The organism is Bacillus sp. LNXM12-1 (assembly GCF_003004375.1).
GTDB lineage: Bacteria > Bacillota > Bacilli > Bacillales > Bacillaceae > Bacillus.
Genome location: NZ_PVWX01000002.1, coordinates 75577 through 93758, shown reverse-complemented (window position 1 = coordinate 93758; position 18182 = coordinate 75577). Strand labels below are relative to the sequence as shown.

Annotated in this window: 21 protein-coding genes and 1 other annotated feature; of the genes, 5 read left to right on the top strand and 16 right to left on the bottom strand. The window is 41.0% G+C overall.

Features of this window, described 5'->3' with window-relative positions; all coding sequences use genetic code 11:
* Nucleotides 1-77: 77 nt before the first annotated feature.
* From C6Y07_RS07975 to C6Y07_RS07960, 4 genes are all read right to left on the bottom strand, one after another.
* Complete coding sequence (locus C6Y07_RS07975) at nt 78-584, bottom strand: LURP-one-related/scramblase family protein (RefSeq protein WP_106031744.1); 507 nt, start codon at nt 582-584, stop codon at nt 78-80.
* Between the two features lie 102 nt (nt 585-686).
* On the bottom strand, nt 687-1424 hold the full coding sequence (locus C6Y07_RS07970) for an ABC transporter permease (protein ID WP_106156533.1): 738 nt from the start codon (nt 1422-1424) through the stop codon (nt 687-689).
* Entirely contained in the window at nt 1421-2155 is a 735-nt protein-coding gene (locus tag C6Y07_RS07965) for an ABC transporter ATP-binding protein (RefSeq protein ID WP_060597665.1), read from the bottom strand. Before C6Y07_RS07965 ends, C6Y07_RS07970 begins: the two co-directional genes overlap by 4 nt.
* Entirely contained in the window at nt 2152-2589 is a 438-nt protein-coding gene (locus C6Y07_RS07960) for a helix-turn-helix transcriptional regulator (RefSeq protein WP_034660576.1), read from the bottom strand. The genes C6Y07_RS07965 and C6Y07_RS07960 overlap by 4 nt, the downstream gene beginning before the upstream one ends.
* 340 nt (nt 2590-2929) lie before the next feature.
* Between C6Y07_RS07960 and C6Y07_RS07955 the strand changes: the two genes are divergently transcribed.
* Nucleotides 2930-3172 carry a hypothetical protein gene (locus C6Y07_RS07955; RefSeq protein ID WP_106156531.1) on the top strand — a complete coding sequence of 81 codons (243 nt, stop codon included), beginning with the start codon at nt 2930-2932 and terminating at the stop codon, nt 3170-3172.
* A gap of 67 nt (nt 3173-3239) precedes the next feature.
* Here the strand turns inward: C6Y07_RS07955 and C6Y07_RS07950 are convergent, their stop codons facing one another.
* The 3 genes from C6Y07_RS07950 to C6Y07_RS07940 form a co-directional block, all read right to left on the bottom strand.
* Nucleotides 3240-4088 carry an MBL fold metallo-hydrolase gene (locus C6Y07_RS07950; RefSeq protein WP_106073028.1) on the bottom strand — a complete coding sequence of 283 codons (849 nt, stop codon included), beginning with the start codon at nt 4086-4088 and terminating at the stop codon, nt 3240-3242.
* A 91-nt stretch (nt 4089-4179) separates the two neighbouring features.
* Nucleotides 4180-5358 (bottom strand): MFS transporter, encoded by a 1179-nt coding sequence (locus tag C6Y07_RS07945; protein WP_106073029.1) that lies wholly within the window; start codon nt 5356-5358, stop codon nt 4180-4182.
* A 137-nt stretch (nt 5359-5495) separates the two neighbouring features.
* Nucleotides 5496-5798, bottom strand: a complete 303-nt coding sequence (locus tag C6Y07_RS07940) for an ArsR/SmtB family transcription factor (RefSeq protein ID WP_045034889.1) — start codon at nt 5796-5798, stop codon at nt 5496-5498.
* 596 nt (nt 5799-6394) lie between these two features.
* On the opposite strand from C6Y07_RS07940, the gene C6Y07_RS07935 reads away from it, so the two are divergent.
* The gene (locus tag C6Y07_RS07935; protein ID WP_106071263.1) at nt 6395-7708 is read left to right on the top strand and encodes a voltage-gated chloride channel family protein; all 1314 of its coding nucleotides are present in this window, start codon (nt 6395-6397) and stop codon (nt 7706-7708) included.
* Between the two features lie 22 nt (nt 7709-7730).
* Nucleotides 7731-8342, top strand: coding sequence for a DUF421 domain-containing protein (locus tag C6Y07_RS07930; protein ID WP_106071262.1), 612 nt, complete (start codon nt 7731-7733; stop codon nt 8340-8342).
* Between the two features lie 171 nt (nt 8343-8513).
* Here C6Y07_RS07930 and rlmH read toward each other — a convergent pair whose 3' ends face one another.
* The 6 genes from rlmH to C6Y07_RS07900 form a co-directional block, all read right to left on the bottom strand.
* The gene (gene rlmH, locus C6Y07_RS07925; protein ID WP_034660583.1) at nt 8514-8993 is read right to left on the bottom strand and encodes a 23S rRNA (pseudouridine(1915)-N(3))-methyltransferase RlmH; all 480 of its coding nucleotides are present in this window, start codon (nt 8991-8993) and stop codon (nt 8514-8516) included.
* A gap of 80 nt (nt 8994-9073) precedes the next feature.
* Complete coding sequence (locus C6Y07_RS07920; protein WP_066031484.1) at nt 9074-9244, bottom strand: CxxH/CxxC protein; 171 nt, start codon at nt 9242-9244, stop codon at nt 9074-9076.
* A 161-nt stretch (nt 9245-9405) separates the two neighbouring features.
* The gene (locus C6Y07_RS07915) at nt 9406-10236 is read right to left on the bottom strand and encodes an energy-coupling factor transporter transmembrane component T family protein (protein ID WP_106156529.1); all 831 of its coding nucleotides are present in this window, start codon (nt 10234-10236) and stop codon (nt 9406-9408) included.
* The gene (locus C6Y07_RS07910; protein ID WP_106156527.1) at nt 10227-11942 is read right to left on the bottom strand and encodes an ABC transporter ATP-binding protein; all 1716 of its coding nucleotides are present in this window, start codon (nt 11940-11942) and stop codon (nt 10227-10229) included. Before C6Y07_RS07910 ends, C6Y07_RS07915 begins: the two co-directional genes overlap by 10 nt.
* A 19-nt stretch (nt 11943-11961) precedes the next feature.
* Entirely contained in the window at nt 11962-12519 is a 558-nt protein-coding gene (locus C6Y07_RS07905) for an ECF-type riboflavin transporter substrate-binding protein (RefSeq protein WP_106156525.1), read from the bottom strand.
* A gap of 14 nt (nt 12520-12533) precedes the next feature.
* Nucleotides 12534-13394 (bottom strand): SAM hydrolase/SAM-dependent halogenase family protein, encoded by an 861-nt coding sequence (locus C6Y07_RS07900; protein ID WP_034660590.1) that lies wholly within the window; start codon nt 13392-13394, stop codon nt 12534-12536.
* Between the two features lie 110 nt (nt 13395-13504).
* Nucleotides 13505-13775: a binding site (T-box leader), on the bottom strand.
* A gap of 192 nt (nt 13776-13967) precedes the next feature.
* Here C6Y07_RS07900 and C6Y07_RS07895 point away from each other — a divergent pair.
* Nucleotides 13968-14657 (top strand): ABC transporter permease subunit, encoded by a 690-nt coding sequence (locus tag C6Y07_RS07895; RefSeq protein WP_060597675.1) that lies wholly within the window; start codon nt 13968-13970, stop codon nt 14655-14657.
* Nucleotides 14658-15539 (top strand): ABC transporter ATP-binding protein, encoded by an 882-nt coding sequence (locus tag C6Y07_RS07890; RefSeq protein ID WP_066031483.1) that lies wholly within the window; start codon nt 14658-14660, stop codon nt 15537-15539. It begins immediately after the preceding gene.
* A gap of 39 nt (nt 15540-15578) precedes the next feature.
* On the opposite strand, the gene C6Y07_RS07885 is transcribed toward C6Y07_RS07890, so the two are convergent.
* From C6Y07_RS07885 to C6Y07_RS07875, 3 genes are all read right to left on the bottom strand, one after another.
* Entirely contained in the window at nt 15579-16043 is a 465-nt protein-coding gene (locus tag C6Y07_RS07885) for a GNAT family N-acetyltransferase (RefSeq protein ID WP_106156524.1), read from the bottom strand.
* 69 nt (nt 16044-16112) lie between these two features.
* The gene (locus C6Y07_RS07880) at nt 16113-17303 is read right to left on the bottom strand and encodes a S1C family serine protease (RefSeq protein WP_374955721.1); all 1191 of its coding nucleotides are present in this window, start codon (nt 17301-17303) and stop codon (nt 16113-16115) included.
* 78 nt (nt 17304-17381) lie between these two features.
* The gene (locus C6Y07_RS07875) at nt 17382-18176 is read right to left on the bottom strand and encodes an MBL fold metallo-hydrolase (protein ID WP_034660602.1); all 795 of its coding nucleotides are present in this window, start codon (nt 18174-18176) and stop codon (nt 17382-17384) included.
* Nucleotides 18177-18182: the final 6 nt, after the last annotated feature.

Sequence of the window (18182 nt, the reverse complement as noted above, 5' to 3'; positions counted from 1 at the left end):
ATCTTAATATGCGGGTTAGGTTGTCCAACTTTTTAAACCCTCCATTGTTATTCATCTATTTCTAAAAAATGATGATCTTAATTCGTCGGTGTCGACGAAGAAGACCTAGACGCTGCCTCATCAGCCTTCACACAATCAATCGCAACAACCAGTGCAATCATCACAGGCTCCATCTCTTCTTTCAAAATATCAACCTTATAGCTGTCACCCCAAGTAAACCATTCCTTCTTCACCTGACCGATCACTTCGCCGTTCTGCAGCACTTGGAAATTCATATCCCACCAGTTGCCTTGTACTTCTACACCAGCAGCATCAATTGAATATTTTGCTTTAAAGAACGTAAACTCTTTTTTGATCGTCAATACCTCTTGCCCACCAACTTCTACTAAAAACTTTGGTAAAAAGCTAAACATTTTCTTCGTAATCACGGCGATTTCTTCTCGTTCTGTATTCAGAATGGTGAACGTCTTCGGCATCTTCATAAAGCTGCCCTCGACCACATACACATCGTTCTCCTGCTGATCCTTTACCGTAAACCTGCCGCTCAGACTAAATACTTTCTGCTTCATGTAAAGCTGTTTCATATGTACCTCCCTCTACTAAATGACAACTTCATTAAAGTTTATCATACAGAAAAAGGCCCAGATAACCCAGCTGTAAATTTCTTCACCAAAAACTGTATCAAACTAAGCGTTTTCCCCATTCATTTTCTTTTTAAAAGCAAAAATGGCGATAGCTACAATAACACCTGTATATCCAATTACCCACCAAAGATGCAGTAAAATTGATGCATAGTCTCCAGAAAGTGCGGCTCTGCTAGCGTCTACTGCGTGAGCAAATGGAAGTGCGTACGCAATATCTTTGAACCAGCCTCCAACTAAATTCAAATCGAACCATGTACCACTTAACCATGCGCTCATATTCGTTAGTAGCGCTCCACAAATACCACCAACCTGCTTGTCGTTAAATATACTCCCCACTAAGAGCCCTATGCCGATAAATAGTAAAGATGTTGGCAAAAGGACAAGAATGGATAACAAAACATTGGAATTAAAAGGTAATCCTAAGAAAAGTGCTGCGATAAAGCTAATGATAACTTGAACAATTGCTATCGGTATGAGAGGGACAATATACCCTACAATGTAGTCTGAGGCAGAAAGAGGTGTAGTAAACAATCGCATCAAAAATGATGTACTTCGATCTTTAGCTATTAACATTCCAGAGAATAGTGAGATAAAAGAAAGCCCGAAGACGACTATGCCAGGAATTAGTTTATCAATGACAAATAAATCAGTTGGAACATTCGCTTGAATAGCATGAAGCAAAAATAAGATAACTAACGGGAAGCCTATACCAAATGCTAAGTTTAAGGGATCTCTCAAAATCTCTTTACGATTACGTGCAGCAAAGGCTAGTGACTTCATCTGGTGACCTCCTCATTGGTAGCTAACGAAATAAAGGCATCCTCAAGTGATTTAGTGTTGGTACTTTCCATCAATTCAGCTGCTGTTCCAACTGCCTTTAATTTTCCTTTCGCCATCGTCCCTATTCGATCCGAAAGGGCTGCTGCTTCCTCCATATAATGTGTCGTGAGAATGATGGTCATGCTCCCCTTTAATTTCTCAATAGTACTCCATAGCTCACGCCTTGCGATGACATCGAGACCGAGAGTAGGTTCATCAAGAAAAAGGATTTTGGGGTCAGTAATGAGTGCCATTGCAATACTAAGTCTTCTTTGCATTCCTCCAGATAAGGTTTTAGCCTTCATTTTAGATACCTCCGTCAGACTAAACGTACCAAGCATTTCCTCGACTTTTATATCAACCGTTTTCTTGTGGAATCCGTATATTTGAGCGATTAATTCAAGATTTTCTTTAACGGATAAATTAGGAGCTATTGCCGTTTCCTGTGGTGAAACATTAATCTGTTCTTTTACTGCATAGGGATTAGAAACAATACTGTTACCAAGGATCGTTGCATCACCGGTAGTAGGGATGCTAAGACAGGTCAACATCTTGATCGTTGTCGTTTTACCTGCACCATTCACTCCAAGTAAAGTAAAAAGCTCGCCTTGTTCAATTGAAAGATTAAGAGAATCGACTGCAATCTTTTCTTCGAATTTCTTAGTTAGATTCTTTGTTTGAATAGCAATCATTCCTCATCCTCCTGATCTTCCTGTGCCTTATATATATCGTCAGCAAACTGCAGGAAGGCCTCATTTTTTACAATGGCGATTCCTTGAGCTTCATCGCCCAAAATCAACAGGCTGTCTCCAGGACTGATGCTGAATATCTCCCTCGCTTTTTTAGGAATGACAATTTGCCCGCGTTCACCAACCTTTACAAGTCCAAATATGTGTTTTCCTTTTGGTTTCACCCCTACCTCTTCTGTACCATCCACATTATTCACGAGATCATCCAAAGCAACGCCATATATTTCAGCCAAAGCCTTACAATTGTTGATATCCGGCACAGTTTCTCCCGATTCCCATTTCGCAACAGCTTGCCTTGAAACACCAATTTTCTCAGCCACTTCTTCTTGTGTAAACCTGTGTATTTTTCGCATTTTTTTCAAATTCATATTGATCATGTTTTTCACACCCTTCAATATCATTATATAAGACTTATTCCGATCATCTACCAACTGAACATGACATCAGAAGTTATCTTCAATTTACATTTGGTTAAATGCCTAAGTTTAATTAAAAAGTCCCCTCGAACTTAAGTGGAGGGGACTTTTTTGGTGTGTAATCGAATATAGGAACTGAGATTCATATGTTTAATCACATATACTAATTTTTTCTTCTGCTACAACACCTTTTGCTAAAGCTAATAAGGGAAGTAAGAATGGCTTGGAAAATAGGTATTCCCCCACGCAAAGCATCACTAGATAAGTATAGTAATGTTATCAGTGAATAAAAGGAGGAACTATGAAAAAAATAAAGTTTTTTGACTGGACAATCAATTTACAACATGATTTAACCGCAATTACAGATCATAACGAAAAGAAAATGGTCATTTTAGAACCATTAATCGAATTAAACGGTGTGATCTGGATGGATGAAAACAATGAACTACAAATCAAACCTACTTGGGATTGTGTCATTATTGTTAATGTAAAAAATATATCTGTCACAGTTCGTGATGCAGAAGATGTTGTAGGTTTACCATAGAAAATAAAAAAGTCTCGTTTGAGGGAAATCACTCAAATGAGACTTTTCGTTTAGTTACAGCAATTATTTAATAACCATTTACAAAGTAAGCAATGGTTTCTAATTCATCTTCTTTCAGTTCTCTGTTCACGTAATTTTGATATTCTTTCGTGATTCTCTGCCGATCTCCACCATAAAGATCAGTGTATTTCGCAATCATCCTAAGCTTATCTGTTTCCTGAAGAAACTCCTCTTTTGTCCACGGTCTTTGGTGTGAAGGAATATACGTATCGGCATCAAAAGCATCTAACTCATCTAAAAGACGCAATGTTTCCTTCATTGAATAATGGACTTTTTCGGCATACATTTTCGGATAAATACAATCACCAAGAAAAAGGATTTTCTCTTCTTTCACATACACGATGGCTGAATCAGCGGCATGATCGCCCCCAACAAGTTGCACGACACACGTGACCCCGCCAAGATCGATCTCCATCCGACGGTCAAATGTCACATCCGGTAAAACCACCTGAATATCTCGGTGATCCTGATATTCCTCCTTGATGGCCTTCGCGCAGAACTCAATCTCCGTTCCTTCCCTCACCCGCTCATCAATCGCCTCATCTGACCACGAAAACGGAAGAAGCTTCTCCATTTCCTTTCTTGTCTTTGCAGAAGCAATCGAAAGCGAATCAGGCAGCGCTGGCAGACCAAAGATATGATCCCAATGCCAATGCGTGAGCACAACCATATCAGGAGTCAAGTTCTCATGTTTTAACGTTTCTTTGATAAAGTACTTGGCATGTTCTTTCGAGTTACCAGCATCAATCATTAATGTCTTGTTACTGCCCACAACCATACCTAGAATGGGGCGGTCGGTAAGCGATATAGGTGTGATGTACCAAAAATTCTGACCTATTTTTTTAATTGAGTGCATAGGTTGCTTCCTCCTTTCTATAATTATATTTTAAATCGAATCACGTTTTTTACCATCGTTCCGCTGTTTATGATGCGGTTGTCCTTCAATATTATAAGTGCGGTTTACTAATTCGAATTCCATTACTCGAAGTAGCACGTGAAGCCAATATTGTTACAATGATCGCGATTGCAACACCCAAAGCCCCTACCCAAGTAATGGAAGATAGAGAAACTCTCTCTACAAAGATACCTCCAATAGCTGCTCCTGCAGCCATCGCCAATTGCATCATTGACTGATTGAGACCTAATAGTATACCTGATGACTCTGGCTCCATTGTAGCTAGGTGATATTGTTGAGTCGGGCCAGAAGACCATGCAGCAAATGACCATGATATTAAAATGAGCAATACTCCAATATAAGAATGCGTAACTAGTGAGAGCAATATTAGCATGATGACATGTAATGTCATTCCGCTAATCAGAGTAAAATTCACACCCCATCGATCGGTACTAAATCCACCAAACTTTGACCCAACTAGACTAGCAATCCCGAATACGAGGAGAACTCCACTCAGCAATTTGTTGCTTACACCTGAAATATTTAAAAGGTAAGGGGATAGGTAGGTATAGGCAATTGAATAACCACCAAGCCAGAAAAAGGTGATGGCTAATCCCAACACTACTTTTGGTTTTTTAAAAAGAGCGAGTTGTTGAATTAAAGGTACAGGTTTATCCCCTTGGATTTTTGGAATCGTAAGAGAAATTATAACCATTGCTAATAATCCGAGTAAGGCTATTCCTCCAAATACAGCTTTCCAACCGAAGAAATCACTAGTCATTCTGCCCAGTGGGACTCCAATTATCAATGATGCTGTAAATCCCATTACTACTGTAGCAATAGCGTTACCTTGCTTACCTTTTGGTGCGATTTTTTCAGCAATTGTTAATGCAGTAACGACGACCATCCCCGCCCCAAGAGCCATAATAATTCTTGAAACAATAAATAATTTATACCCAGGAAGAACGAATGCAAGAATATTACCTAGAATAAAAATGCTAAGTGAAAATAACATTAACTTGCGTTTATTCATTCCCGATGTTAAAGCCATTAATACTGGGGTGAAGATGGCATACACAAGAGAAAAAATGGTAATTAACTGGCCGGCTGCAGCTATCGTAATTCCTAATGATTCAGAAATATTATCCAAAATACCAGAGATGATATACTCTGATGTACCAACTAAAAAACTTACAATAGCTAAAATGTATACCTTTACAGTGTTTGACAATGTAGATCACTCCCTATATATAATATATTTACATATCTAGAATTGTTAATATGTATGAACAAAAAAATATATTACGATAAGTCGATTTGTATTTAATAAATGAAACTGAATTCTGATGTATGAATTCAGTTCATTTATTAAATATTTTTTTCTAGAATCTTAGCAATTTTTTTTATGGCATTTTCATCTCTTTTATAATACGTGTATTTACCTATACGCTCTGTCGTAATTAATCCAGCTCGTAGTAGAATTGAAAGGTATTGAGATGCTGTTGATTGCGTCATTTTCAATTTATCTGTTATTTGACTAACACATACCCCTGTAGTATTCATATCAATCCCTTCGTGGGGTGTAAAATGACGATCAGGTTCCTTTAGCCATTGTAAAATTTGCAGTCTTGATTCATTGGATAAGGCTTTGAAAACTTCTATTGGCTCCATAAAAACCATTATATCGATAAATAACGATATGTCAACATGTGTTGTTTGAGATCCCTTAAAACTTTCTATTTTCCTTCTTTCTCTCTATCTCTCCAAATTTTGCTCTTTTTCTTTCGTTACTTAACCAAGATCAAATTCACCGTAATAGACAGCATCCACTAGTTCACTTTCTGCTAAATCTAGTCTCAGGTCCAATTCTTTTATCCTCCGTAAAAAAATTGCTAGCAGGAGAATAGACGATTGTTTCAATTAAATAAATTAAGCTAATAAGATAACTAAAGAAACAATAAAACATTACAAGATTTTTGAAAAAAATAGATATATTCATTTTACCTGAATATGTCTAAGTGTCTTACAGTCATATGTGAATTAAATACTTTACATTAAACCGCACTTATTTATGATAAGGCTCTTCGTGATAAATCTAAATGAAGATTTTTAAGTTGATGTAAAACGGCCTTTATTAAATCGCATTTAAGGGTTTTTAATCCTTTTTTGCATAATTGGTTATTCAATTCTTATTATAATAATTTTAATACAATGGGCAAAAATAGAATCGATATTCCTAAAAGATTTGAAATGAGGTGAATTGGTAAATGCTGTTAAAGTATAAAGACTTTTTTTCAATTCTTGGTCAATGGATTTTCTTTGGAAGCATAATTGGTATAGTTATTGGTACGACAACAAATTTTCTTTTAGAGACAAATGATTATCTAGGAGATGATATACGAGCAAAAAGAGATTGGCTTATCTTCCTTCTCCCCTTTGGAGGAATTATCATAGGATACATATATATGAAATACGGAAAGGTATTTTTGAATAATACTTTGAATGACACTGCTGAATTAAATAATCTCGTGATAGACTCAGTTCATGGAAAAAAAGAGGTGCCGCGGAGAATGGGACCTATCGTCTTTTTCGGGACTTTTATCACGATCCTTTTTGGCGGTTCAACAGGAAGAGAAGGTGCAGCTGTCCAAATGGGAGGAAGTGTAGCTGCAGCGGTCAACAAATTTTTTAAGGTAAACAGATTTGACAAGAAAGTTTTAATTATAAGCGGTATAAGTGCTGGTTTTGGGTCTGCCTTCGGAGCACCCATAACTGGTACTGTTTTTGGCATGGAAATGGCTGCTTTAGGAAAGCTGAAATTTGAAGCACTTGTTCCTTGTCTTGTGGCTAGCTTTGTTGGTCACTATATAACTACAGCAGCTTGGGGACATAAACACGAAGAATTTATTATACAAACCGTACCGGAAATATCATCTATTACGTTTTTAAAAGTTATTCTTATAGCAGTCATTTTTAGCCTGATAAGTGTTCTCTACTGTCAGTTGAGGCACGGAATACAAAATTTCTCTGAGAAACTTTTCAAGAAAAACCATATGAAAAGAGCCTTCTTTGGAGGAATTGTCATTGTGGGATTAACTTTAATTGTTGGATCACAAGACTTCAATGGCCGAGGATTACAAATGCTGCAACAAACTTTTTCAGAAGAGGTGCCGCCTTTTGCTTTCCTGGCCAAGCTGGTATTTACTGCGGTAACCCTGGGCAGCGGCTTTGTCGGCGGGGAAGCCATCCCTTTGTTTTTTATCGGGGCAACATTAGGTAATGCCTTACACACGTTCATTGACTTACCTATGTCATTTCTCGCCGCTTTAGGCTTAATCGCGGTTTTTTGCGGGGGTGCGAATACCCCTATAGCTGCTTTCCTGCTGGCAATGGAGATGTTTGATGGGAAAGGGTTAGAGTACTTTTTTGTTGCTTGTTTAGTCAGCTATCTATTCTCAGGATATCATGGGCTCTGGCCTTCTCAGAAAATATATAACCCTAAGAGCAGGTTATATAATCTTCCCCAAGGAGAAACATTAGAAAATGTAAAAAAAAGAAAAAAAAGCACTAAACAAAATTGATTGTTCGGAAAGGGGATTGCTTATGGATTTTCACTTCATATGGAAAGCTATTGTCGTTGTCGTAGGAGGAGTCATAATTTTGAGGTTAGCAGGAAGAAAATCAATCTCACAGCTTACGGTAGCTCAGACTGTCATGATGATAGCAGTCGGATCATTGATTATTCAACCTGTGGGTGACAGGAACATCTGGATTACAATGGTGATTACATTTTTGATGGTAATTACACTTCTTTTTATTGAGTATATCGCTTTGAAATACAATGTTTTTGAGACATTTGTTTATGGAAAATCACTTCTAGTAGTCGAAAACGGCCAAATTAATGAAAGCAATTTAAAAAAGCTGCGGTTAACTGTTGATATGCTTGAAGTACGAATGAGGCAGGAGAACATTCAGCATTTCACTGACTTACAATGGGCAACAATAGAAGCGAACGGTCAGTTAGGATATATGTTAAAGTCTGATAAACAATATGCTACTAAAGAGGATATTCAGATGCTCAAATCACTAATTGAATCAAACCAATCCCGTCCTCAGAATGGATCATCAAAAACTCAAACAATCATGTCAGATAACTTATTTACTGAGGTCAAAAACAGAAAACATAAAGAAAAACCTAAAGAGAATCTGGATTAAGAGCAATTATAAATATTTCAACTTGAACATGATTTGGGGTCGATCTCGTCTTTCCTATTGGAGATAAAACAGGAAAACGGAATATTGTTTTCCTGCTATGTCAATGTCTAAGCATTAAAAAATCAACTGCACAGATTACCCTCAGCTAAATTTACTCTTCTCATTCCTCACTTACTTATGGTACGGTTCCCCCCGCACAATCCGAAACGCTCGATAAATCTGCTCCACCAGCACCAATCTCATCAACTGATGCGGGAACGTCATTTTCGAAAACGACAGTTTCTCATTCGCACGCTGCATGACGGCGTCGCTTAATCCGAGGGATCCGCCTATGACGAAACATACCTTGCTTTTTCCGTATGTTGCCAGCTTATCTATTGTATCGGCTAATTCTTCGGAACTTTTCATTTTTCCTTCGATGGCGAGGGCGATGACGTGGGCGTCTGGGTTGATTTTGCTTAGGATGCGTTCGCCTTCTTTGTCTTTGATGATTTTCATGTCTTGATCGCTGAGGTGTTCGGGTGCTTTTTCGTCTGCGAGCTCAATGATGTCGATTTTCGCATAGGCTTGTAATCGCTTTGTGTATTCCGCTATGCCTTGTTTTAAATATTTCTCTTTTAATTTTCCTACTGTGATAATTGATATATTCACAGGTCATCCCCACCTTAAGAACAAGTTATTCATATAAGTTATCAACAATTGTGGATAAAATTTGTGTATTTTGTGTCCGATCATTCGTTCCCCACTATATATATTGCAGGTTCATCGCACAATTCACAGGTTGTGGATAAACTGTGTGTATGTTCGATTTTTCTGAATTCTGGTGGCTGTTCGTGATCATCTATGTACATGTCTAATACGGTTTCTATGTGTTCTGCACAAGCATATAATGTTTTGTTCATAAGTTTCTTATTCCTCCAATATGTTGTCTGGTTATTCACAAGTGTTTCGCTCATTGTTCAATATAACCGATTTATTCACATGTTAATAGTCTTTTGCCATTTCCCACACCTTTTATCCACAAACCAAACAAAGAAGCCTCCACTTCTGTGAAGGCTTCTTTCTATAAAAATGGATTATAAAATCTTGTTCCTCTAACAAATGTAATCACTAGCGACACGATGAGTACCACACCAACAAACAATAACGCAGCATAATCTGCTTTTTGAAAGTCTTTCGCCGTGAACCATGTGCGCTTTTTATGCTTTCCAAATCCGCGCAGCTCCATCGCATTGCTGATCGTTTCAATCCGCTCCAAGCTGGAGAAAATGAGCGGCATCACAATCGACAGCGCATTTTTAATCCGTTTCACCAGTTTTTCATTCTTCGATAAATCAATTCCTCTTGCTTGCTGAGAAATCGCTATCGTTCGAAAATCCCGCTGAATATCTGGAATATAGCGTAAGGCAATCGCGACAGCATAGGAAATCCGGTAGCTGACCCCGATTCGGCTGAGCGATGAGGCAAATTCACTTGGATTCGTTGTGACGATAAACAAAAGCGCTGCTGGCATGACGGTCACATATTTCAGCGTAATATTCAATTGATAGAAAAGCTGTTCCAGTGTGACGTTGTACCAGCCTGCAATATGAAACAGCTCATGCTTTGCTCCGTAGATGGCGACTCCTTGCTGGGGCGCAAAGACGTAAATGGCGATGTTGTTGATGACTAGGAAAATCGCCAGAACAATCACCACGAAGGAAATATCACGAAATCGCACGTTCGATAGCTGAAAGAATACGATACTGGCGGCTAGCATAAAGACTAAAATGCCTGTATCATACGTGAGCATCGCTGCGGATGACCAGAGGATAAAGCAAATGAGTTTGGTTGCACCTGTCAGCCGATGAATCGGCGACGGGCGATCGATATAGGACAGCATGTCTACAGCCATGTCATTCGTTCCTTTCTGTCAACCTCAATGAAGCGATCCACGAGTTCATTTGGATTCGGCCAGTCTGCTTTCAGCGCCAGTTCATACAGCGACGTTTCCTTTAAGCTCGCCTTTTGGACAAGCAGCTGATCTGTCAGCACTTTGGCTGGGGTATCATCTGCGATTTTTTCTCCATCTGAAATGACAATGGTTCTTGTCGTGTATTCGAGCATCAAATGCATATCATGGGTGATCATGAAGATCGTGACACCCTGCTGATTTAATTGCTCTAAAAACGTCATCATCTCTGTGTAATGTCTAAAATCCTGTCCGGCGGTTGGCTCATCTAAAATGATGATTTCTGGCTCTAATACAAGAATTGATGCGATGGTGACGCGTTTTTTCTGTCCGAAGCTGAGGGCTGAAATCGGCCAGTTCCGAAATGGATATAAGCCGCATACTTTTAGAACCCGCTCCACCCGTTCTTTGATGTCGTCTTCCTTTACGCCTCTTAAAACGAGACCGAGTGCGACTTCATCAAAGATCATTTGTTTTGAAATCATTTGATTTGGGTTTTGCATGACAACGCCGATTCGTTCAGAACGCTGTTTGATTGTGTCTCCTGTGATGTCATCGCCATTCAGATGAATTGTCCCTTTCGTTGGCTTTTCAAATGCGCAGAGCACCTTGGATAGTGTCGTCTTGCCTGCGCCATTGGCTCCTGCGATGCTGATCATTTCTCCTTTTTTGACGGTAAAGGAGATGTTGCTCAGCGTGTTTGGTCTTGTCGGATAGTCAAAGCTCAGCTCACGCACCTCTAGTAAATCCTGCGCTGCAATCTGCTCTACTGACGGCTCAGACGCTTCCATCCACTGCTCGATTTTCTCTTTTTCCTCGTCATTTAAGGTGAGATGCTGTAAATTAGCTATCTGATCTCCCGGTGTAACTGGAATGCCTGCATATTTCATGGCCTTTACATATAAAGGCTCGCGCAAATATGCCGCTTCTAATACATTTGAGGCGAGCAATTCATCTGGTGTCATATCCGCTGCAATCGTGCCGTCATTGACGACGATGATGCGGTCGACATGACGGAAGAGGACGTCCTCTAACCGGTGCTCGACCATCACGACCGTTTTTTTCGTTTCTTTTTGCAGTCGATCAATAAGATCGATCACTTCTTTGCCTGTAGACGGATCAAGGCTTGCAAGTGGTTCATCAAACAGCAAAATGTCGACATCGTTGACAAGTACGCCCGCAATGGCGACACGTTGTTTTTGACCGCCTGACAGCTCATGCACGGACGATGCCAGCTTGCCGTCTACCTCTGTTAATCTTGCCGCTTCTTCGACACGTGTTTTCATTTCTTCGCGTGTGACTTGATCATTTTCAAGAGCAAACGCGATGTCTTCTCCAACGGTCAGCCCGATAAATTGTCCATCAGGGTCCTGCAGCACCGTTCCGACGAGCTGTGAAAGGGAGAAAATGTTCTCTTTCTCTGCATTTTTCCCGCCGATGTGAAGACTTCCTTCCATAGAACCTTTATAAGACGCAGGAACTAGCCCATTGATACAATGGGCTAGCGTGCTTTTTCCCGATCCAGACGGGCCTGCGATGAGGACTTTTTCCCCTTCATAGATGGTCAGGTTGATATCTTTCAATGTCGGTTCTGCCTGACTGCGATACTTGAATCCGAAATGTTCGAATTGAATCATCGGTTTCTTCATTTATGTGTTCCACCTTGCTTCATGATGTTTCTTTCGATAGACTGCCGCTTTTGCTTCTCGTTTTCGCATAAGCCGCAATGATGATGGTTCCTAGTACACCGACTGTGATGATGTTCGAGATCCCTGCCACGATGCCTTGAACAAATACTTTGTTCGCAGGTTCTGCATAGATCACAATGTCGAGTACAGGAGCAATGACAAACCAGCCTAATGCCTGCGCACCTGCTTGTACGGCGTTGAAAAGCGTGATCTTCTTCCAGCCAAAGTCGCCCTCTTCTACTTTTAAACGGTTAGAAATGAAGCCAATCAATAACCCAACAACACCTGAAACGATAATCCAGCTCCACCAAGGGCCGAATGTGGTGGCATCTTTAATGAGATGACCAATAAACCCAATCAGTGCGCCTGCAACAGGACCAAAAAGCACAGCCATTAATGCAAGGAATGCGTACGATGTCTCAATTTGTGTATTCGGAATCCCAGTTGGAATGGAGACGAAGCGTCCTAAAATGACAAAGACGGCTGCGCCAATTCCGATGGCAACGACAATTTTCGTTGAAAGTTGTTTACCTGCCATGATGTTTCCTCCTCTTATTCGTATATAATGCGCGGAGCTTTGCGAATCGAAAGGCGCCAGCCTGTGCCTGTACCGATGTTATAAGCCTTTGCAAATGACCCTTGATTGATCGCCACGCCTAAATGATCGAGTGAATTGACATATACGAGTGGTTCGCCTACCTTTAAATCGGCAAAAGATCGTCCATAGGTCATGATATTTTTATACACATTTTTCGGCCCGTTGGCAATGGTAACTTCTATTGCATCGCCGTAATTAATTGAAAGCTGTTCAAATAACGTGTGATGAATGTTTGTCCAAAGGTTTCCGAACCTCACATCTAAAATATCAATCGTTCCTGTGATGACTTCTTCTTTCGCATAAGCCTGTACGACTGGAAGGTGAATAATATCATCAATATTCGCCTTTGGCCCAACCTCTTCAAAAGAAATCACACCTGAAGCGATTCTCGCCCCTGTATACGCGTAAATGTCTCTCCCATGGAATGTATGTGATTTTCCCGACTTCGGCAGCCGGTTAATGGTTTCATCTAAATAACGGGCTTCCACAATGCCAATATCCTGCGCGACGTGCGTGAGTGTCCCGTTATCTGGGGTAATGATATAGTGCGAGCTGGTGGTTTTGACGACAAGACTCTTTCTTTCTGACCCAACGCCTGGGTCAACAACGGAAACGAATACCGTCTCTTCCGGCCAGTATGTGACGGTTTGGAGCAGGCGGTAAGATGCCTCCCAAATGTCATACTGCGGTATATTGTGTGTTAAATCAAAAAGGCGGATCCTGCTGCTCACCGTATTTGCCACTCCGTACATTGCGCTGACTGCTCCATCATCAATGCCGAAATCTGATTGTAAAACCAATGCATGTTCACTCATGTCAATCTCCCTTTCATTTGAAAAAATGGATGTGGTGTTTCACGTGGAACATTTGAACATTTGTATGAAAAAAGTGGACAATAAAAAATACCCCATCCTTATCTTTGAATCATAAGGACGAGGTATTTGTCTCGTGGTACCACCTTTATTTACTGTTTGCTCGCGCTAAACAGCCTCTACAAGTACAAAGCTCCAATCTGGCTCATATACTGTGGTTTTGATAACGAGTACCAACTCTCGTCGTGTCCTACTAATATCATAGATATGTTCAGCACGAGGCTCAGAGACCATTTTTCGAATCATTATTTTTGCTTCTTTTCAGCTGCCGAAGCTCTCTGTGGAAAAATTGATGATTGTACTTTCTCTCGTCATTGCCTGTTTAACTATCTTGAATTAAAGCTATCATACATGATGTTTTTTGATAAATCAAGATATTTTTCTGAACATTTTCAAAAGTGAGTCAACTGATGCTGGAAGAGTCTTCTTTTTATAAAATTTAAACAAATGTTAAAGAGCGAGATATGGTGTCTTTTCTTTCTAGCGGTATAATAAAGATGAAGGGAGGTACAGCGTGTGTGGACCATCTGTATGAATGAGTTTAAGCAGCTCTTCAAAAGCACAAAATCCATTTTAACAATTGTTATTATTTTCATTTTATCTACTTTTGTTTCAACTCTTCCGTTTATTGCTGCTCATCAGGACAAATGGGAGCAGGCAAAGGATCCTTATTCTATTGGGAATGAACTGGTGATGTCGTTATTTGGTTTCTTCCTTATTTTTTTATTGTCTCACGATATTTTGAGCCGAGAAATTCATTTGAAAACCATCCGTTTTCTCGTCAGTAAAACAACCCGTTTGAACATTATTATCGGAAAATATCTTGGGCTGATGCTGTTTTGGCTTAGCTGCATTATGACGACTTACGTACTGAATATGGTGATTTCACATCGTTTTCTGTTCTCTGATGCGTTAAAAATCTTAACCTTTATCAGTGTCGGTATCTCATGTACTTTATTTTTGTCCATGCTCTTTCCAACACCGCAGAAATCAATGTTTGTTGGGATGTTGTTTTCCTTTCTTTTCCCGATCGTCAGTATGATATCTGTTCTTTCTTCAGAACGATTGATTCATTGGTTCCAATATATGACGCCTTATTATTATGCACGCTTGAGTGAACCGCTGACCTATGTACTCATGAATACAGCATTAACCGTTGTATTACTCATTGGAACAGCACTCCTATTTCAAAGGAGGGATGTCTAAATGCTGCATACAAAAGAGCTCACAAAAAAATATCGGACAAAAGTCGCGATAGATCACATTACCCTTGATGTCAATCAAGGCGATATCTTCGGACTCATTGGACCTAAGGGTTCTGGTAAGACGACGTTTTTCAATATCATTACGGGAATTTCCCGGCCAACCTCTGGTACGTTTACGATGATGGATATGCCTTCATTAAAAAAGGTGAGGCAGCATATCGGTGTTCTGCCTGAATATACGGATTTATATGAAGGGCTCACGGCACTTGAACATATTGCCTACTTATCCAAAATCACCGGGACACGCCAGAAAACGAGTGATTATGAAGAACTGCTCGAATTTGTCGGTTTACATCACTATCATCAGGAAAAGGTCGGTACCTTCACACCTGGTATGAAGAAGCGGCTCGGAATGGCGCAGGCCATCGCCCATCGGCCCGAATTTATTTTACTAGACGAGCCTTTTGCCGATATTGATGCTGATTCGATCTTGCACATCCAGCAGGTCATTGAAACGTTAAAACATGAAGGGAAAACCGTCTTTTTAACGGCTGACCGCCCAAGGTTCACAAATAGTATTTGTACCAAAACGGCATTCATTTCTGAAGGAAAATTAGTGTCCCCCCATACTCATCCTCAAGAAAAAACCATCACATCCTCAAACATACGTGCAACCTTCAAGCATGCGTGGATTGATGATGAGGTGAAACCTGTTCTCACGCAGTACTTACAAACTGTCGGAACAGATCTTGTGATCAGTGATGACGAGACCTCATTGTTGATTCGTTCAGAAGCCCAAGTCCCATCGATCATCCGCGCTTTCGTGAAATGCAAAGTCGATTTATACAGAGTCACGGCTCAGGATGCCATGAGCACTTCATAAAAAAGTACCGTACGCGATCCGCACGGTACTTCTTCTTTTTTATAAAGGTTTACTCATATAGATTCCGGTTTCTGCAAATCCGGTCTTCTCGTACAGTGAACGGGCGATTTGATTGTGAGCAAAGACATGGAGCGAGAGTTTTTGCACTCCTAATGACTTTGCCTGCTCCTCTAATGCAGCAATGGCCTGCTTTGCAAAGCCTTTTCCTCGATAAGCTTCGAATAAAATAAAGTTATAAATGAATCCTTCCTGCTGAGGGTGATTCGGGTCATAACAAAGCCAAACCCAGCCAATCGCTTCTTCCCCATTTAAGAAATGCCATAGCTCATGATGCTCTGTCTGCAGACCTTCTGGAAGAAGACGATCAAATTGCTCTTCTGCGTTCGCAAGTGATTCTTCCTTTTCCCATGTCCCTGCGAGTACCTTTTCTTCTGCGTACCGCTGAATGGCCTTCTCCATCAATACATCGTAATCCGTTTGTGACATTGGTTGTAGTGTAACCAATTCGTACCGCCCCCTTTCCTCCATCATATGATGAGCATGCGAAAAAAACCAGTCCCATCAAGGAACTGGTCATCCGCCGAATCGGTCGGTTTGAGAAAGTTTGACCTCTACTGATTTTTTCTTTCCGCTTCGGTAAAACTCCATCTTTACCTTGTCGCCGACTTTCTTTTGATATAAATACTTACGAAGATCTACGATATTCTGTACACTCTTGCCATCAAAGGAGGTGACGACATCCAGCTCTTTTAGTCCCGCTTTTCCCGCTGGAGACAAAGACTCGACACTCATCACGACAACCCCTGATGTGACTTTAGATGGCAGCTTCAACGTTTCCTGCCAGTGATAGCTCGCAATATCTGCTAATGATTTCATGCCAACGCCTAGATACGGACGCTTCACCTCTCCGTAGTGCTCTAAATCTTCTATGACAGGGATGACTAGATTCGCCGGGATAGACAGCCCGATGCCTTCTACCTCTGATTCAGCAATCTTCATTGAGTTGATGCCGATAACTTTTCCGTCCATATTGATCAAGGCACCACCGCTGTTGCCTGGATTGATGGCGGCATCTGTTTGCAGTACCTCCGCATTCCAATCCGCCTGTCCGTCCCCATTCGAGTCTACAGGAATCGCACGTTCCGTTCCAGAAATGACACCTTGTGTGACAGAGCCCGCGAATTCAAGCCCTAACGGATTTCCAATGGCGATGACTGGCTCACCTGGCTTCACATGATCTGAATTGCCAAAGGCGGCGGTCTTCTTGATCTTATCACTTTTGACGGTGAGAACCGCTAAATCCATCAGCTGATCGCTTCCAACAAGATTGGCACCAATTCTTGTCCCATCCTGAAGGCTCACTTCAAGCTGGTTGGCTCCTTTGATGACATGGTGGTTGGTCACGATATAAAAGGTATCACCCTTTTTCTTATAAATCACACCTGACCCGCTGCCTGCCTCCCCGCCTTCTTCCCAAAAGCTCGACTTTTGGATATTAATGACGCCGACAACCGTATCCGACATATTAGATACGACTTTCGTGACCGCATCATTGACGTTCACATTGACGGTCTTTAAAGGGCCCTGTGCTGATTGCCCATCTCCGTTCTGCTGCCACCCAAAGGGACTGCCGCTCTGTCCTGACACATAGGGGAAAAAGAATCCCATTAAAAAAGCTCCTACCAATACACCGATCAGACCAGATAGGAAATATCCTTTTCTGCTTCGTCTCGGCTTCCACTCTACATCGCGATAATCCACTATGTTTCCTTCCTTTCAGTGAATAGATGATGTATATAGTGTTGGTAAGAAGCTCTTATCTTAATCATACGATTGTAAAAATCATACGGCGCAAAGCGGGGTTGCTTTTTTCGGGTCCGTATCATATAAATCAAAGCCATCCCCGACAACAAAGCCCTTCATCTCAAGCGTCTGCTGGACCGCCATACGGGCTAAATCCTTCATGTTGTTGTCTTGACTCAAGTGAGCCAAATAAATGCGTGAGGTCGCATCTCCAATCACATCTGTCATCGCAAGAGCGGCATCTTCATTTGATACATGTCCGACATCGCTCAGAATTCTGCGCTTAATGCTCCACGGGTATCGGCCCATTTGCAGCATACCGACATCATGATTGCTCTCAAATACAAACGTATTGGCTGACTGAATGATGCCTTTCATACGATCACTCACATAGCCTGTATCCGTCATCAGGGCAAGTTTGCGCCCGCCATAATGGAACACGTAAAACATGGGCTCAGCCGCATCATGTGAGACGCCAAAGGACTCAACATCGAGACCACCAAAGGATTGGACGGTTTCCATATCAAAGTGGAATTTTTGCTCTGTGTCAATCTTCCCGATATGAGACTCCATCGCCTTCCATGTTTTCGCATTTGCATAGACAGGGAGCTTGTACTTTCTTGCCATGACACCGAGCCCTTTAATATGATCTGAGTGCTCGTGTGTCACAAAAATGCCGTCCAAGTCTTCAGGCTTGCGGTCGATTTGACCAAGCAGCTCGACCATCTGTTTGCCACTTAATCCAGCATCCACTAAAAAGGCATGCTCGTCTGTTTCTAAATAAAAAGCGTTCCCCGTACTTCCGCTCGCTAGTACACTGAACTGCAAGCTCATGTTCTC

Coding starts and splice junctions, on each gene's coding strand:
- C6Y07_RS07875 (WP_034660602.1), bottom strand. CDS start 18,176: ATGAGCTTGCAGTTCAGTGTACTAGCGAGCGGAAGTACGGGGAACGCT.
- C6Y07_RS07970 (WP_106156533.1), bottom strand. CDS start 1,424: ATGAAGTCACTAGCCTTTGCTGCACGTAATCGTAAAGAGATTTTGAGA.
- C6Y07_RS07935 (WP_106071263.1), top strand. CDS start 6,395: ATGCTGTTAAAGTATAAAGACTTTTTTTCAATTCTTGGTCAATGGATT.
- C6Y07_RS07940 (WP_045034889.1), bottom strand. CDS start 5,798: ATGGAGCCAATAGAAGTTTTCAAAGCCTTATCCAATGAATCAAGACTG.
- C6Y07_RS07955 (WP_106156531.1), top strand. CDS start 2,930: ATGAAAAAAATAAAGTTTTTTGACTGGACAATCAATTTACAACATGAT.
- C6Y07_RS07910 (WP_106156527.1), bottom strand. CDS start 11,942: ATGAAGAAACCGATGATTCAATTCGAACATTTCGGATTCAAGTATCGC.
- C6Y07_RS07905 (WP_106156525.1), bottom strand. CDS start 12,519: ATGGCAGGTAAACAACTTTCAACGAAAATTGTCGTTGCCATCGGAATT.
- C6Y07_RS07960 (WP_034660576.1), bottom strand. CDS start 2,589: ATGATCAATATGAATTTGAAAAAAATGCGAAAAATACACAGGTTTACA.
- C6Y07_RS07915 (WP_106156529.1), bottom strand. CDS start 10,236: ATGGCTGTAGACATGCTGTCCTATATCGATCGCCCGTCGCCGATTCAT.
- C6Y07_RS07975 (WP_106031744.1), bottom strand. CDS start 584: ATGAAACAGCTTTACATGAAGCAGAAAGTATTTAGTCTGAGCGGCAGG.
- C6Y07_RS07920 (WP_066031484.1), bottom strand. CDS start 9,244: ATGAACAAAACATTATATGCTTGTGCAGAACACATAGAAACCGTATTA.
- C6Y07_RS07930 (WP_106071262.1), top strand. CDS start 7,731: ATGGATTTTCACTTCATATGGAAAGCTATTGTCGTTGTCGTAGGAGGA.
- C6Y07_RS07965 (WP_060597665.1), bottom strand. CDS start 2,155: ATGATTGCTATTCAAACAAAGAATCTAACTAAGAAATTCGAAGAAAAG.
- C6Y07_RS07900 (WP_034660590.1), bottom strand. CDS start 13,394: ATGAGTGAACATGCATTGGTTTTACAATCAGATTTCGGCATTGATGAT.
- C6Y07_RS07890 (WP_066031483.1), top strand. CDS start 14,658: ATGCTGCATACAAAAGAGCTCACAAAAAAATATCGGACAAAAGTCGCG.
- C6Y07_RS07950 (WP_106073028.1), bottom strand. CDS start 4,088: ATGCACTCAATTAAAAAAATAGGTCAGAATTTTTGGTACATCACACCT.